Below are 16,406 nucleotides of genomic sequence, written 5' to 3' on the forward strand. Positions count from 1 at the left end.
GCTTATTCGGTATCAATTCTGGGCGCGCTGAGCCTTGGCCTTGGCCAGAATGGCGGCAATCGCAGCCTTTTTGTCGGGTGCTGGCGCTGCCGTCGTGACGGCCTGAGCACCGGCGTCTGCCGCGGGAGGCTGTGCCGTGGTGCGCACCGGCGCATTGGCCTTGCGACCCGTGCGCTGCAGATGCACGCCATAGCGGTGGCGGGCATGCTCGGCCTGGGCAGCGCTCCAGGCTGACCAGCCCGTGGCCTCGGCACTGGCATTGACCAGCTCTATGCAATCGACCGGACAGACGGGAATGCACAGCTCGCAGCCCGTGCAATGCTCGGCAATCACGGAGTGCATGCGCTTGTTGGCACCCAGAATCGCGTCGGTGGGACAGGCCTTGATGCACAACGTGCAGCCTATGCACCAGGCTTCGTCGATCAGGGCCAGGGTGCGCGGGGTTTCGATGCCATTTGCAGCGCTGAGCGGCAACTCCGGCCTGCCGGTGATGGATGCCAGGCGGCGCACGCCTTCCTGGCCACCGGGTGGGCATTGATTGATGGCTGCTTCTCCGCTAGCAATGGCCTTGGCATAGGACGCGCAATCGGGATAACCGCAGCGCGTGCACTGTGTCTGGGGCAGGGCTGCATCGATGTTCGCAGCCAGTGCTTGAAGCGAAGAGGCTGCGGACATGGATGAGTTCATTCTGGTCTGGCGAGCCTTTACGCCCTGGCGCGGTGAGGGCCGCGTCCTTTCTGGGCAGGGGCGCTATTTTGACCTGTTTTCAGGGTCTTGGCAGACTTGTCGGCATGGGCCTCGTTGCTTTCCAGCTCGGCTCCGTCGTCACTGACGCTGCTCAGATGGCCTGCGGCGCTGGCGGCTGTCGCGCTCGCGGGCTGGTGGGACAGGATGAAGTCGCGCACCTGCGGGTAGACGGTCTTGCGCCAGCGGCTGCCGCTGAAGATACCGTAATGGCCTGCACCTTGGACTTCGATATGCTGGCGCGCCTCGGCAGCGATGCCTGCACACAGATCATGGGCGGCGCGGGTCTGGCCTGCGCCCGAGATATCGTCGAGCTCGCCTTCCACGGTCAGCAAGGCTGTGTGGCGGATATCCTGAGGACGCACCAGCTCGGGCTGGCCCTGCTCGTTTTTGACTTCCCAGGTGCCCTTGACCAGCTTGTACTCCTGAAACACGGTGGCGATGGTCTCCAGATAGTAGTCGGCATCCATGTCCAGCACGGCGTTGTACTCGTCATAGAACTTGCGGTGGTGCTCGGCGCTGGCCTCGTCACCCTTGATCAGATCCTTGAAATAGTCGTAATGGCTGTTGGCATGGCGGTCGGGATTCATGGCCACAAAGCCCGAGTACTGCAAAAAACCAGGGTAGACGCGGCGGCCGGCACCGGGGTAATTGTTCGGTACCTCGTAGATGACGTTGTTCTCGAACCATTCGTAGCTGCGGGTTTCGGCCAGGTTGTTGACGGCCGTCGGTGAGCGGCGCGCATCAATAGGGCCGCCCATCATGGTCATGGACAGCGGCGTCACCTCGCCACGGCTGGCCATCAGCGAGACGGCCGCCAGCACGGGCACCGTGGGCTGGCAGACGCTGACCACATGACACTGACCATAGCGCCCTTGCAGATAGCGAATGAATTCCTGCACATAGTTCACATAGTCGTCCAGATGGAACTCGCCCTCGGACAGCGGCACGGTGCGGGCATTTTTCCAGTCGGTGATATAGACCTTGTGGCCTCCGAGCATGCTTTGCACGGTGTCGCGCAGCAAGGTGGCATAGTGGCCCGAGAGGGGGGCAACGATCAGCACCACAGGCTGGCTGAGCATGAGATCCAGTGTTTCTGGATCGTCGGAAAAGCGCTTGAAGCGGCGCAGCTCACAAAACGGCTTGTCGACCTCCACCCGCTCGCGGATGGTGACATCCACGCCGTTGACTTCGACGTTATGCAGATCGAATTCGGGCTTTTCGTAGTCCTTGCCCAAGCGGTACATGAGGTTGAAGCCCGCTGCCATGCGCTGGGCCAGTGGCACCTGGCTGAAGACCGAGTGGGGGTTGTTGTAGAACTTGGAGGCGGCCTGGGCAAAGTCTGCAAAGGGCTCAACCATTGCGCGCTGCATTTCGTAGATCTGATAGAGCATGGGACGCACTTCTGCTGGTTATGTTGCAGTGCAATATAACAGCAGAGTTTGACATGCGAAGTAGTGAATTCCCTTCAAACTGCGCAACTGCGGGGATTGCGCAACGCATGCCGGACTTGGCCGCGCTTGAAAGTAAAAAAGCTGACCGAAGCCAGCTTTTCATGCAAGGTCAAAGCATCTGCTCCGCGGGTTCCGGCTGGATCTCGTTCGGCTTGGTGCGGGCCAGCTTCATAACCTCGTGCGCAGGCAGGGTCTTGAGACGGTGGTCGCTCCAGACCTGGCGCCAGCGGCGCGCACCGGCGAGGCCGTTGCGCAGCCCCAGCATATGCCGGGCAATCGAATACCAGTGCGTGCCATGCTCGCGTGCTTCGCGTTCCATATACAGCACCATCTGCTCTTCGATCTGTTCGCGCGTACGCTCTCTGCTCTCATCCTGATAGTAAAGAGCATCCCAGGACGCCATCCACCAGGGGTTGTGGTAGGCCTCGCGGCCCACCATGACGCCATCGACCTGCTGCAACTGCTGCTGCACTATGTCGTCGGTCTTGATGCCGCCGTTGACCGCGATGGTCAGGCCCGGAAAGTCACGCTTGAGTTGTGCCACGACTTCGTAGCGCAGCGGCGGGATTTCACGGTTTTCCTTGGGGGAGAGGCCTTTGAGCCAGGCGTTGCGGGCATGAACCACAAACACCTGGCAGCCTGCATCGGCAACGGTGCCGACGAAGTCGCGCACAAAATCGTAGCTTTCGATCTTGTCGATGCCGATTCGGTGCTTGACAGTGACGGGCACGGACACGACATCGGCCATGGCCTTGACGCAATCGGCTACCAGTGCGGCCTCGTTCATCAGGCAGGCGCCGAAAGCCCCACGCTGAACGCGCTCGCTGGGGCAGCCGCAGTTGAGATTGATCTCGTCATAGCCCCATTGCTCGCCCAGGCGTGCACTGTGCGCCAGATCTGCTGGCTCCGAGCCACCCAATTGCAATGCCACGGGGTGCTCTTCGGCCTCAAACCGCAGATGACGAGCCACATCGCCATGCACCAGAGCTCCGGTTGTCACCATTTCGGTGTAGAGCAGGGTGTGCTGGCTGAGCAGGCGGTGGAAATAGCGGCAATGCTTGTCTGTCCAGTCCATCATTGGCGCCACCGACATGCGCCACATGTTGCTATCTAGTTGTTTTTTAAAGGTTTGTTCGGTGCTCATACTATGAAAAGTGCCTTGTGGTGCACTGAAGATTGACCCTGTCGTACCCCGTTTTTCCGGGTTTTTTGATGCTGAATGCTACATTGGCGCACCACGAATTTCATGGAGCACTGATGGGAACCATCACCCAACGAAAGAGTGCCAAGGGTGTCATATCGTTCCAGCTCAGATCCGTCTGAAGGAAGGCGGAGAACTGACTCTTTCCGAGTCCAAGACGTTCACCCGGCGCGCTCTTGCCCAGGAATGGCTGCGGAGACGTGAAGCAGAAATCGAGGAGGTCCAAGCGACAGGCCTGCCTGTTCACGGTCTCGTCACCCTCAAGCAGATACTGCAGGATTATGTCAGCGATGCAAAAGGCATCGTGGCATGGGGGCGGTCCAAGACGGCCGACATCACGTGCTTACAGAAGGCCTGGTTAGCGCACCGAAGAGGGGATAGGCTTGGCCAAAGTACTCAATGACATTGTCTGGTTGCACCGGGCTTGCCTGGGCGCGTGGCACGCTATGGCAGGCACAAGCTGGTGCAGGAGCTGCAGAGACTGTAGATCATTTGCCGTTTGAGAGGTGATCTTGCAAGGTGAGACGACGAATTAGAGCAGCTTAGCCTGCAGGTGCAGATCAAGCGGTCTATGAATATCGATTGATTTATCGAGAGCAGCTAAGTTCAAGAGCGGTAGAAGACTCCTGGCGGTCATGTAAGCTGGCTTTTGGAGGACAGTAGTGAGCCTCTATTGATGACTTCCAAGAGTATGTGTAGCGGGTTCAATTCTCTCAAGTTAGCGCTATTGAAGCGCAAGTCCGTCACGCCAGAGCTAACTCTTACCAAGGGAGTACCTGTGATGTCAGTGCTCAAATCACTCATATGGGTTTTCAGTTGCGTCTTGGCGATGCCGGTTACGGCGCAGATGCCTCAAGGTGAGTATCTTGACGGAAAGGACTCCAAGGTGGGAGTTGTCCTGGCTCATGGCAGAGGGAACTCTCCCGACGGTAACGTAGTCGGGCCATTGAGGCGTGCTATTCACAAAGACTTAGGCTTCCACACCTTCTCTTTGCGGATGCCGGATCCTGGCGCAGACTCGCCTGATTCGCCCGAGCTTGCCGCCTCGTTTCCGGAGGCCTATCAGCGAATTCAATCTGCAATTGAATATCTGAAAATGCAGAAAGGAGTGGAGCGCATCTACTTGATGGGGCACAGCATGGGTGGGCGTATGGCAACTGGCTTCCTGACAAACAATCCCACTGCGCCGATTGTAGGTTTCATCGGGGTCGGATTGACTGCGGGAGGCAAGGAACCTGTTAACACCAATCTAAATCTGCGAAAAGTGAAGCTTCCAGTTGTCGATGTGTACGGTGACAACGAAATGGATGCGAGAGCAGCTTCTTTTCGCAAGTCCCTCGTTTCCGAGAACTTTACGCAAGTGGAGGTCTCCGGAGCAAAGCATGATTACCGTGGCTATGAGAAGCCGGTGTCAGACATCGTCATCGAATGGCTGAAGAAGAGAGAAGGTCGGTGAATATGAAGTTAGTAACGGAATCAGAAGTTGATTGCAAGGCATCTTGCCCATGTCTGAGATTAATAGAAATATTTAATGTAACTTACATGAAATTCTCTAGGGCTCCTTACACCCTGTCTCGATCAATTACTGAGCCTTTGTCTTCCAGCTGTCAATGGGTTTGACGTACATCTGCTCGATAGCGTCTTTGTAGTGAGCCATCAGGTTCTTTCGCTTGAGCTTGAGGGTAGGGGTCATCAAGCCGTTGTCAATGTTCCAACTATCCCTGACCAGGTGGATGGCTCTGGGCACTGCATAACGGGCAAAGCTGCGTGTCTGCTTTTCGATTCGGGTAAGCGCTTCTCTCTCTGCCGCTGCATGCTGCAGACTGGATCCATCATTCGGGTTTAGGCCAATACTCCTGGAAAGGATTTCCCACTCCACTTGACTAACAACCGCAATACAGGCGATGAACGGACGATCCTCGCCAACGACAAACACTTGCTCAAACAGGGGATCGACGAGGATGGCCTGTTCCACATCATTGGGAGGCACTTTCTCACCCGTCGATGTAACAATGATTTCCTTGATGCGACCTTTAATTCGGATACGGCCATTTTCGATTGAAGCTTGGTCGCCGGTTCTCAGCCATCCGTCGGCAGTAAAGGCTTTGGCAGTGTCTTCCGGACGGTTCCAATAACCGCGCATCACTACCGGGCCAGACACCTGCAACTCCTGATCCTCGCCAATTCGAACCTCAATTCCCGGCAGTACGCGGCCAACGGTATCGGGCCAGTTATCGTCGAGCCCGTTGGCGCTGACGACAGGAGAGGTTTCGGTCATGCCATAGCCTTGCACCATGGGCAGGCCCAGACCTAGAAAAGTGCGCGCAATTGTCGGAGACAGTGGAGCTCCGCCACTCACAGCCACGCGAAGCCGGCCTCCAAACTGCGCAAGTAGGGGCTGGGCGACAAGTTTGCGCAAAAGCCAGCCGGGCAAGGCAGAAGCCCAGCTCGCCTTGGCTTCCAGTTGCTCGCCCAAGGGCATGCCTTGATGAGCGCAGAAGCTCTTCCAGCCTTTGTTGACTGCAGCGTCGAACAGCTTGTGCTTGAAAGGGCTGGAAGCAAACGACTCCTGAATCTTGGCATAAACACGTTCATAGATGCGAGGCACCGAGATCAGTATGGTCGGCTTGACCTGTTTCATATCCTGTGCGAGTTGTGCAACAGAGCGTGCGTAGGCGACGCAGGAACCGGTAGCAACAGCCAGGTAGTAGCCTGCAGTTCGCTCGAAAGTGTGAGAGAGCGGCAGGAACGAGAGAAAGACGTCCTCAGGGAAGGCCTTCACACGCTGCATCACCGCGTGTAAATCACTGACCACGTTGTCGTGAGTGAGCATGACGCCCTTGGGCTTTCCCGTCGTACCGGAGGTGTAGACAATGCCCGCCAGCTCCGTTTTCTTTGGTGGCAGGGGGAGGGCAGAGGTATGCTGCTGACCAGCCTGAAGCCAGGCAGACAAAACAATGACCGGCTTACGCTGCAAGGCCTTGACTGAGTCCTGCTCTGCTTGCTCGACAGGTACGACGTAGGCATTCGATGAATCGATTGGACGGCCTTGCTGTGCGTGAATAACGGCCTGGAGTCCCGGCAGGTCCTGACCTGTAGCACAAATTCTCTGCCAGGCCTTGGCGTCGGCCACGACCAGCAAGGAAGCACCCGAGTCGGCCAGGATGTAGGCAATGCTGCCAGCATTGTCGATGGCATGCAGAGGAACTGGCACGTAACCACAGCGCAGACAGGCCTGGTCGATGGTCATTGCATCAAAACCATTGGGCAGCAAGATTGCAACCCTTGCGCCTGGAGGAAGATTCGAGGCACATAAGGCGTGGCTCCACAGAGCGACACGTTCGGCTGTTTCGGCCCAGCTCAGGCTTTTCCAGGCATTTGTGCTTTCATCGAACTCTCGGTAAGCCTCGCCTGATGGCGTGCAGCGAACCCGCATGGCCAGAAGCTCTGGCAAGGTTTGCACTTGCTCGATAGTCAAATGCTGTTTCTCTGCTTGGAGACCCAGTACATCAGTTTCACTTGCTTGGTTCATGCGCTTGCCTTCAGGAAGCGGGCAATTTCCCGCTACGCGAATGATAGCGCCAGAGACATCCAGGCTGGTATAGGGCTCAGATCGTGGCTCCAAGCGGGATATCGATGCTTTGATAGCAGACCGCGATGTAATGGTGCAGGCGATGCTGCTCGTCGCGCACTGCCGTCAGGGAAATCTGATGTCGGTTCCTGTCATGGTGCATGACACGCAGGCCTTGCCAGTGCCCTTTTTTACCGATTTCGGTCCAGATCTGCGACCACTGGACTGCCGTGTTGTCATCGTCGTGGATGAAAAGACTGGAGAACTCCTTGTTCTTCGCTCCCTGGCGGTTCAAGCCGCTGATACGCGCAAAGGCCGGATTGATATCTACAATTTTCCGGTTCGCATCAAGGACCACCATGCCTTCGAAGGAATGATTGAATACCGTGGCAGCTATATGTAGTTGCCGTTCGGTTCGCTTGCGGTCTGAGAGATCGGTCAGAAGGCCTACATACATGCGCTGACCCCGAGCCTCGGCCTGGCTCAAGGCCAGGCGCATGGGAATCAGCGTACCGTCCTTGTGCTGGCCGAGCACCTCTGAAATCTTGTTCTTCAGAGGTGGCGCGTTGTTTCGCTGGCCGGCTTCATGCTGTTCCAGATAATGATCATGCTGGTTGAACAGCGCTGCGGGCATGAGCATTTTCACGTTCTGGCCCAATACTTCATCTGGGCTCCAGCCGAATATGACCTCAGCTGCAGGGTTGTAATCCGTTACGCATCCCCGATTATCGATGCAGATAATTCCATCTGCTGCCATATTCACCAAAGCTTGCAGTCGGGCTTCATTCATATCCACTTTCTGCCAGCGACTGCGGTACTGAATCAAGGCATTGGCCTGTGCGATCAGTCCGCCAAATAGCAGAGTAATAACGGCAATGGTCAGCGCCAGAATCAAACGATCGTTTGATGATGCCGCGTCATGCGTTTCATGCTCGGCCGTGACTCGCAGCGCCAGCATGGCTGTGTAATGCATGCCTGAGATCGCGGCGCCCATGATGATGGCTGCCAGCGTTTTGCGCCAGTGGTCTTGTTTGAGGTTGAAGCGTGCCAGCCCGAAACGAATCCAGAGCGCCAAGGTGGCCAGCGCTACGCCAACAATGAGAGAAATGGCAAACCAGAGTGGTGAGTACTGGTGCGTGGCAGGCATGCGCATTGCTGCCATGCCGCTGTAATGCATTGCAGCAATGCCGATACCAACCGTCAAGCCGCCTAATGCCAATTGCCTGAGATTGAGTTCATTGTGAGCCAGCAAGGCAAGGGCCACTGCTGATGCCGCGATACCTGGAATGATCGAGAAGACGGTGACCGGCAAATCATACTGAACTGCAGCATGCATCGAATAAGCGAGCATGCCGATGAAATGCATGGCCCAGATGCCTATGCCCAGTGCCAGCGACCCGCTCACAATAGACCAGTTGCGCAACTGCCTTGATGTGGCCAGTCTGGCAAAAGCAGCATGGCGCAAAGCTTGACCAGAGGCAATCCAACAAACTGCCAGCGATAAGGTCACAAGGAAGGGGTCATATTCACCCTTTAGCACGTGAGCGTCGGCAGACGGGCTCCAGAAAAATTGCGCCAGCATGAATCATGGTCCTGTAACACTGAAAGCACATTCAGTTACCTGACAAGCATCGCATGAAGTGGGTAATCCAATATTTCAAATTTGTAGGATAAATACTAGAACGGATCGAACATGGATCTTTTAGATCGCAGCGTCGAGTCCATTTGAGAAATGCTGCTGCACTGCGCTCATGGCAATTTTCGGATCGCGCTTCAGCAGTGCTTGCATGATGGCTTCGTGCTCTGCCAAGGAATCTTCAATACGGCCTTGTTTGAACAGTGATTTGTGACGGTTCAGCTTCATGACCTTGCGCAAATCGGCCACCAGTTGGTTACGCCAGCGGTTATCGGCAATATCGAGAATCTGCATGTGAAAGCTCTCGTTGAGCGCAAAAAACCGCTCGGCGTCGGCTGTGTTCCGCTTCAACTCCTCGTGGGTCTGCTGCAGACGCTGCAATTGCTCGTCCGTGGCCTTGCCGGCAACCTCGGCCGCAGCATCTGCCTCCAGCAGACTCAGCAATCGATAGACGTCGGAGATGTCCTTGCGCGATACCTCGGTCACGTAAGCGCCTCGACGCAGCTTCATGGTCACCAGACCTTCAGCGGCCAATACTTTCAGTGCCTCGCGCAGGGGGGTGCGGCTGATGCCGTATTCCTCGGCAATCTTGAGTTCGTCGATCCAGGCTCCGGGCTCAAGCTCTCGCCGGAAGATGCGTTGACGCAACTGCTCGGCGACCTGCTCATATAGCGCAAGAGGAGTAAGTGTTTTGCTTGTCATTACGCGAGATTATATGCTGCAAGTATTTTGAATTCATAATTATGAATCATGTACACTAGGCGCATCTAGGTAGTTCACCGCAATTCCAAACTTCACTGCGCGCACCGCATACGAGAGACAACATGAGCCAAGAGAATCCGGCACAGGACCCACAAGAATTTGCACCCGCTGATCTGCAAGCCTGGAACAAGGCCGCCAACAAGGCGGCCCCCGGTGGCGACATCAACAACCTGAACTGGGTCACGCCGGACGGCATCACCGTCAAGCCGCTGTATACGGCTGAAGACACTGCCGATCTGCCCTTTACCAACACGCTGCCGGGATTCGCCCCTTATATCCGCGGCCCCCAGGCCACCATGTATGCAGGCCGGCCCTGGACCATTCGCCAGTACGCGGGATTCTCCACCGCCGAAGAATCCAACGCCTTCTATCGCAAGGCCCTGGCTGCCGGCGGTCAAGGCGTTTCCGTCGCTTTTGACCTGGCTACGCACCGTGGCTACGACTCTGACCATCCACGCGTGACGGGGGATGTGGGCAAGGCCGGTGTGGCGATTGACTCCGTCGAGGACATGAAGATCCTCTTCAACGAGATCCCTCTGGACAAGGTGTCCGTTTCCATGACCATGAACGGCGCCGTGCTGCCCGTGCTGGCCGGCTATGTGGTAGCCGCCGAAGAGCAGGGCGTCTCGCAGGACCAGCTCGCGGGAACGATTCAGAACGATATTCTGAAAGAGTTCATGGTGCGCAACACCTATATCTATCCGCCCAAGCCGTCGATGAAGATCATTGGCGACATCATCGAGTACACGAGCCAGAACATGCCAAAGTTCAACTCGATCTCGATCTCGGGCTACCACATGCAGGAAGCCGGTGCCAACCAGGCGCTGGAAATGGCTTTCACGTTGGCCGACGGCAAGGAATATGTGAAGACAGCCATTGCCAAGGGCATGGACGTGGACGCTTTTGCGGGCCGTCTGTCCTTCTTCTGGGCCGTGGGCATGAATTTCTACCTGGAAGTGGCCAAGATGCGTGCTGCGCGCCTGCTGTGGTGCCGCATCATGAAAGGCTTTGACGCCAAGAACCCCAAGAGCCTGATGCTGCGCACCCATAGCCAGACTTCGGGTTGGTCGCTGACCGAACAGGACCCCTACAACAACGTGGTGCGCACCACTATCGAAGCCATGGCGGCCGTGTTCGGCGGCACCCAGTCCCTGCACACCAATGCGCTGGACGAGGCCATCGCCCTGCCCACGGAGTTCTCTGCCCGTATTGCCCGCAACACACAACTGATCATTCAGGAAGAGACCCATATCACCAATGTGATCGACCCCTGGGCCGGCTCCTACATGATGGAAAAACTGACCCAGGAAATGGCCGACAAGGCCTGGGCCATCATTGAAGAGGTCGATGCCATGGGCGGCATGACTGCCGCGGTGGATAGCGGCTGGGCCAAGCTCAAGATCGAGGCTGCCGCCGCCGAGAAGCAGGCGCGTATCGACTCGGGCAAGGAAGTCATCGTCGGCGTCAACAAGTACAAGCTGGCCAAGGAAGACCCGGTCGACATTCTGGAAGTGGACAATGTCAAGGTGCGTGACAGCCAAATTGCGCGGCTCAAGAATATCAAGGCTAAGCGCGATGCAGCCCTGGTCGAAGCTGCGCTGGCTGCCATCACGGCAGCGGCAGAGTCCGGCGAGGGCAATCTGCTGGATCTGTCCATCAAGGCCGTGCGTCTGCGTGCCACGGTAGGTGAAGTTTCCGACGCGATGGAAAAGGCGTTTGGCCGCCACCGCGCCGATACCCAGAAGGTGACCGGTGTGTACGCTGCCGCTTATGACTCCGCCGAAGGCTGGGACAAGCTCAAGGAAGAAATCAACACCGCTTCGCAGGCCATGGGCCGACGCCCCCGAGTGATGATCGCCAAGCTGGGTCAGGATGGCCATGACCGTGGAGCCAAGGTGGTCGCCACTGCCTTTGCCGACCTGGGTTTCGACGTGGACATGGGGCCTCTGTTCCAGACCCCCGAAGAATGCGCTCGCCAGGCCATCGAGAACGATGTGCACGCTGTGGGTGTCTCCACTCTGGCCGCCGGGCACAAGACTTTGGTGCCAGCCATCATTGCCGAGCTCAAGAAGCAGGGTGCGGACGACATCATCGTCTTTGTGGGCGGTGTGATTCCCGCTCAGGACTATGATTTCCTCTACAACGCGGGCGTCAAGGGCGTATACGGACCCGGCACTCCCATTCCTGCCAGCGCCAAGGATGTGCTGGAGCAGATCAAGAAGGCCAACGGTCTCTGATCGGCCGGCAAGCATTGATAGCAAAGGCGATCGCAACGTGACCCCTGAGCAAATGCAAGACGGCATCCTGCGCGGCGACCCTGCCGTGCAGCGCCGGGCCATGGCCAAGGCCATTACCTTGCTTGAATCCTCCCGGGCCGACCACCGTGAACAGGCTGACGGTCTGCTCACCGCTCTGCTGCCGCACACGGGCAAGGCATTTCGCCTTGGCATCAGCGGCGTGCCGGGCGTCGGCAAATCCACCTTCATCGAAGCCCTGGGCCTGTTCCTGATAGAGAAGGGTCTGCGTGTCGCCGTACTGGCGATTGATCCGTCCAGTACCGTTTCGGGCGGCTCCATCCTCGGCGACAAGACCCGCATGGAGCAACTGTCCATGCGGCTGGAGGCCTATATCCGCCCCAGTCCCAGCAGCGGCACGCTAGGCGGCGTGGCCGAAAAGACGCGCGAGGCCATGCTGGTCTGCGAAGCCGCCGGTTACGACGTGGTCATCGTCGAGACCGTGGGCGTGGGTCAGAGCGAGATCGCCGTGCACGGCATGACGGACATGTTCTGCGTGCTGCAGCTGCCCAATGCGGGTGACGACCTGCAGGCCATCAAGAAGGGCGTGATGGAGCTGGCCGATCTGGTGGTCATCAACAAGGCCGACATCGACCCCCATGCGGCCACGCGTGCCCAGGCCCAGATCACATCGAGCCTGCGCCTGCTGGGCATGCACGGCAACCCCGACCACGCCAACACCGGCGCGCTGTGGCAGCCGCGTGTGCTGCAGATCAGTGCCTTGCTGGGGCAGGGGGTGGAGGGCTTCTGGGCTGCAGTCAGCAGCTTCAGAGAGCTGCAGACCGTCAACGGTCGCCTGGCCCTGCGCCGCGAGAAGCAAGCCCTGTCCTGGATGTGGGAGCGCATCGACTTCGGCCTCAAGCAGGCGTTTCGCCAGCATCCGCAGGTCAAGGCCATGCTCCCCGTCCTTCAGGACGATGTGGCAGCAGGTCGTATCGCTGCCAGTACCGCAGCAAGAAATCTGCTTCTAGCCCAAATGCAGTAGGCGCTAGCAGCTCTTATTACCATAGCATCGCAGCATCACCATTGCGAGACAAGCAACCCAAATCACGTTAGAGGACAAGCATGCAAGACGATATCCTGAAGCAGCTGGAAGCCAAGCGAGAACTCGCTCGGTTGGGTGGGGGACAAAAGCGCATCGATGCGCAGCACAAGAAAGGCAAGCTGACGGCGCGTGAGCGTATCGAGCTGCTGCTGGACGACGGCACTTTTGAAGAGTGGGACATGTTCGTGGAGCACCGCTGCACGGACTTCGGCATGGAAAACACCAAGATCCCGGGCGACGGCGTGGTCACCGGCTACGGCATGATCAACGGCCGTCTGGTCTTTGTGTTCAGCCAGGACTTCACGGTTTTCGGCGGCGCGCTGTCCGAAACCCATGCAGAGAAGATCTGCAAGGTGATGGACCAGGCCATGAAGGTCGGAGCTCCCGTCATCGGCCTCAACGATTCGGGCGGCGCGCGTATCCAGGAAGGCGTTGCCTCTCTGGGCGGCTATGCCGATGTATTCCAGAAGAATGTGCTGGCCTCGGGTGTGGTGCCCCAGATCTCCATGATCATGGGCCCTAGTGCCGGCGGCGCCGTGTACTCGCCGGCCATGACCGACTTCATCTTCATGGTCAAGGACAGCTCCTATATGTTCGTGACCGGGCCCGAAGTCGTGAAGACAGTGACTCACGAGGAAGTCACGGCCGAAGAGCTGGGCGGAGCCATCACCCACACCACCAAGAGCGGCGTGGCCGACATGGCTTTCGACAATGACGTGGAAGCACTGATGATGCTGCGTCGCCTCTATAACTATCTGCCCTTGAACAACAAGGAAAAGGCTCCCGTGCGCGAAACCACAGACCCCGTGGGCCGCGCCGACATGTCGCTGGATACGCTGGTGCCTGAAAACGCCAACAAGCCCTACGACATGAAGGAGCTGATTCTCAAGACCGTGGACGATGGCGATTTCTTCGAGCTGCAGCCCGAGTACGCCAAGAACATCATCATCGGTTTTGCCCGCATGGCCGGCCAGACCGTGGGCGTCGTAGCCAATCAGCCCCTGGTGCTGGCTGGCTGCCTGGACATCAAATCCTCCATCAAGGCGGCGCGCTTCGTGCGCTTTTGCGATGCCTTCAACATCCCCGTGGTCACCTTTGTCGACGTGCCCGGTTTCATGCCCGGTACCTCTCAGGAATACGGCGGCATCATCAAGCACGGCGCCAAGTTGCTGTACGCGTATGCCGAAGCCACGGTGCCGAAGATCACCGTCATCACCCGCAAGGCCTATGGCGGCGCGTACGACGTGATGGCTTCCAAGCATTTGCGTGGCGACGTGAACCTGGCCTGGCCCCATGCGGAAATCGCCGTGATGGGTGCCAAGGGCGCGGTGGAGATCATCTTCCGCGAAGACAAGAACGATCCGGTGAAGCTGGCCGCGCGCGAAGCGGAATACAAGGAACGCTTTGCCAACCCCTTTGTGGCCGGTGCCCGTGGCTTTATCGACGATGTGATCCAGCCGCATGAAACGCGCAAGCGCATCTGCCGCTCGCTGGAGATGCTCAAGAACAAGCAGCTGGACAACCCCTGGCGCAAGCACGGGAACATTCCTCTGTAAGAACAAGAAGAACCAGGAGATATATCCATGTTTACCAAGATTCTGATCGCCAACCGTGGCGAGATCGCCTGCCGAGTCATCGCCACCGCGCGCAAGATGGGCATCCAGACCGTGGCGGTCTATTCCGATGCCGACAAGGACGCGCGCCATGTCAAGCTGGCCGACGAGGCCGTGCGCCTGGGCCCTGCACCCAGTCGCGAGTCCTATCTGCTGGGCGAGAAAATCATTGAAGCCTGCAAGCAGACCGGCGCACAGGCAGTGCACCCCGGCTACGGTTTTCTCTCGGAAAATGAGGGCTTTGCCAAGCGCTGCGAAGAAGAGGGCATTGCCTTCATCGGCCCCAAGTCGCATTCCATTGCTGCCATGGGCGACAAGATTGCCTCCAAGAAGCTGGCCGGCGAAGCCCAAGTCAACACCATCCCTGGCTACAACGACGCCATCGCAGGCCCCGAGCAGGCAGTGGAAATCGCCAAGGGCATAGGCTACCCCGTGATGATCAAGGCTTCGGCCGGTGGCGGCGGCAAGGGTCTGCGCGTGGCCTTCAACGACAAGGAAGCCTTTGAAGGTTTTGCCTCCTGCCAGAACGAGGCTCGCAACAGCTTTGGCGATGACCGTATCTTCATCGAGAAATTTGTTCAGGAGCCCCGCCATATCGAAATCCAGATTCTGGGCGATAGCCACGGCAATGTGGTTTACCTGAACGAGCGCGAATGCTCGATCCAGCGCCGTCACCAGAAGGTGATCGAGGAAGCGCCTTCGCCCTTCATCAGTGACGAAACCCGCAAGGCCATGGGCGAGCAGGCCGTGGCCCTGGCCAAGGCCGTCAAATACCAGAGCGCCGGCACCGTGGAGTTCGTGGTCGGCAAGGACCAGGACTTCTACTTCCTGGAGATGAACACCCGTCTGCAGGTGGAGCACCCGGTGACCGAATGCATCACCGGCCTCGATCTGGTCGAGCAGATGATCCGCGTGGCCGCCGGCGAAAAGCTGTCTTTCACCCAGGCCGATGTGAAGCGCGACGGCTGGGCCATCGAGTGCCGTATCAACGCCGAAGACCCGTTCCGCAATTTCCTGCCTTCGACTGGCCGCCTGGTGCGATTTGCGCCGCCCGAGCAGACTATGTGGCAGTCCGACACCGAGCACCTGAACGGCGTGCGTGTGGATACCGGCGTCTATGACGGTGGCGAGATCCCCATGTACTACGATTCGATGATTGCCAAGCTCATCGTGCATGGCAAGGATCGCAACGATGCCATCGCCAAGGCCCGCGAAGCACTCAACGGTTTTGCCATCCGCGGCATCAGCTCAAACATCCCGTTCCAGGCGGCCCTGCTGGCGCACCCGGACTTTGTCTCGGGCAAGTTCAACACCGGTTTCATCGCCCAGCACTATGCCGACGGCTTCCATGCCGAGGACGTGCCCCACGATGATCCCGACTTCCTGGTGGCTCTGGCCCTGTTCCGCAATCGCCGCTACCGTGCGCGTGCATCGACCATCACCGGCCAGATGCAAGGCCACCAGGTGCAGGTGGGCGAGAAGTACACCGCTGTGGTTCTGGGGGCAGAAGGCAAGAACCAGTATGTGACTGGCGAGGTGACCGACTTTGATGCCCAGGCCCGCGTCTGCAAGGTGGTGATCGACGACAAGGCCTACGAATTCCGCAGCAATGCCGATATTCGCGATCTGGTGGTGCGCGGCGTCTGCAACGGCAAGGCGTTCACCTGCCAGATCGAGCGCGGCAACGGCAAGAACCCGCTGGCTCTGCGCGTCATCCACAACGGCACGCAAGCCGATGTGCTGGTGCTCTCGCCCAAGGGTGCCGAGATGCACAAGCTCATGCCTTACAAGGCCCCGCCCGACTTGTCCAAATTCCTGCTCTCGCCCATGCCCGGCCTGCTGGTCGATGTGGCCGTGCAGCCCGGCCAGAGGGTGCAGGCAGGCGAGAAGCTGGCCGTCATCGAAGCCATGAAGATGGAGAACATTCTGTTCGCGGCCCAGGACGGCGTGGTCAGCAAGATCAGCGCCGCCAAGGGAGATTCGCTGGCAGTGGACGACATCATTCTGGAATTTGAGTGATGAGCGCTTTTCGGGGCCTGGGTCCGGCACCGGCATGCGGCCGGGCTGCAGATCAGGCCCCGAAGCA

Annotated in this window: 11 protein-coding genes; 5 read left to right on the plus strand and 6 right to left on the minus strand. The window is 58.3% G+C overall.

Annotated features, from left to right (window positions below; all coding sequences use genetic code 11):
• Nucleotides 1–12: 12 nt before the first annotated feature.
• From AAIL66_RS18510 to dusA, 3 genes are all read right to left on the minus strand, one after another.
• Nucleotides 13–675, minus strand: a complete 663-nt coding sequence (locus AAIL66_RS18510) for an RnfABCDGE type electron transport complex subunit B (RefSeq protein ID WP_343497403.1) — start codon at nucleotides 673–675, stop codon at nucleotides 13–15.
• A 29-nt stretch (nucleotides 676–704) separates the two neighbouring features.
• Nucleotides 705–2,138, minus strand: a complete 1,434-nt coding sequence (gene phaZ, locus AAIL66_RS18515) for a polyhydroxyalkanoate depolymerase (protein ID WP_003065012.1) — start codon at nucleotides 2,136–2,138, stop codon at nucleotides 705–707.
• Between the two features lie 169 nt (nucleotides 2,139–2,307).
• Nucleotides 2,308–3,342, minus strand: coding sequence for a tRNA dihydrouridine(20/20a) synthase DusA (dusA, locus tag AAIL66_RS18520; protein ID WP_343497404.1), 1,035 nt, complete (start codon nucleotides 3,340–3,342; stop codon nucleotides 2,308–2,310).
• A gap of 838 nt (nucleotides 3,343–4,180) precedes the next feature.
• On the opposite strand from dusA, the gene AAIL66_RS18525 reads away from it, so the two are divergent.
• Nucleotides 4,181–4,855: an alpha/beta fold hydrolase gene (locus tag AAIL66_RS18525; RefSeq protein WP_034402890.1), complete on the plus strand. Its 675-nt coding sequence runs from the start codon at nucleotides 4,181–4,183 to the stop codon at nucleotides 4,853–4,855.
• A 126-nt stretch (nucleotides 4,856–4,981) separates the two neighbouring features.
• Here the strand turns inward: AAIL66_RS18525 and AAIL66_RS18530 are convergent, their stop codons facing one another.
• The 3 genes from AAIL66_RS18530 to AAIL66_RS18540 form a co-directional block, all read right to left on the minus strand.
• The gene (locus AAIL66_RS18530) at nucleotides 4,982–6,931 is read right to left on the minus strand and encodes a long-chain fatty acid--CoA ligase (RefSeq protein WP_343497406.1); all 1,950 of its coding nucleotides are present in this window, start codon (nucleotides 6,929–6,931) and stop codon (nucleotides 4,982–4,984) included.
• A gap of 76 nt (nucleotides 6,932–7,007) precedes the next feature.
• Nucleotides 7,008–8,552, minus strand: coding sequence for an MHYT domain-containing protein (locus AAIL66_RS18535; RefSeq protein WP_034355430.1), 1,545 nt, complete (start codon nucleotides 8,550–8,552; stop codon nucleotides 7,008–7,010).
• A gap of 120 nt (nucleotides 8,553–8,672) precedes the next feature.
• Nucleotides 8,673–9,308 (minus strand): GntR family transcriptional regulator, encoded by a 636-nt coding sequence (locus tag AAIL66_RS18540; protein ID WP_003065031.1) that lies wholly within the window; start codon nucleotides 9,306–9,308, stop codon nucleotides 8,673–8,675.
• 122 nt (nucleotides 9,309–9,430) lie between these two features.
• On the opposite strand from AAIL66_RS18540, the gene scpA reads away from it, so the two are divergent.
• From scpA to AAIL66_RS18560, 4 genes are all read left to right on the plus strand, one after another.
• A complete protein-coding gene (gene scpA, locus AAIL66_RS18545; protein WP_034381153.1) occupies nucleotides 9,431–11,605 on the plus strand; it encodes a methylmalonyl-CoA mutase in 2,175 nt (724 codons plus the stop codon).
• Between the two features lie 37 nt (nucleotides 11,606–11,642).
• A complete protein-coding gene (gene meaB, locus AAIL66_RS18550) occupies nucleotides 11,643–12,647 on the plus strand; it encodes a methylmalonyl Co-A mutase-associated GTPase MeaB (RefSeq protein ID WP_197483902.1) in 1,005 nt (334 codons plus the stop codon).
• A gap of 80 nt (nucleotides 12,648–12,727) precedes the next feature.
• On the plus strand, nucleotides 12,728–14,263 hold the full coding sequence (locus tag AAIL66_RS18555) for an acyl-CoA carboxylase subunit beta (protein ID WP_003065036.1): 1,536 nt from the start codon (nucleotides 12,728–12,730) through the stop codon (nucleotides 14,261–14,263).
• Nucleotides 14,264–14,290: 27 nt separating this feature from the next.
• A complete protein-coding gene (locus AAIL66_RS18560) occupies nucleotides 14,291–16,339 on the plus strand; it encodes an acetyl/propionyl/methylcrotonyl-CoA carboxylase subunit alpha (RefSeq protein WP_059441047.1) in 2,049 nt (682 codons plus the stop codon).
• Nucleotides 16,340–16,406 lie beyond the last annotated feature (67 nt).

The organism is Comamonas sp. F1-6, assembly GCF_039581415.1.
Taxonomy (GTDB): domain Bacteria; phylum Pseudomonadota; class Gammaproteobacteria; order Burkholderiales; family Burkholderiaceae_C; genus Comamonas; species Comamonas thiooxydans.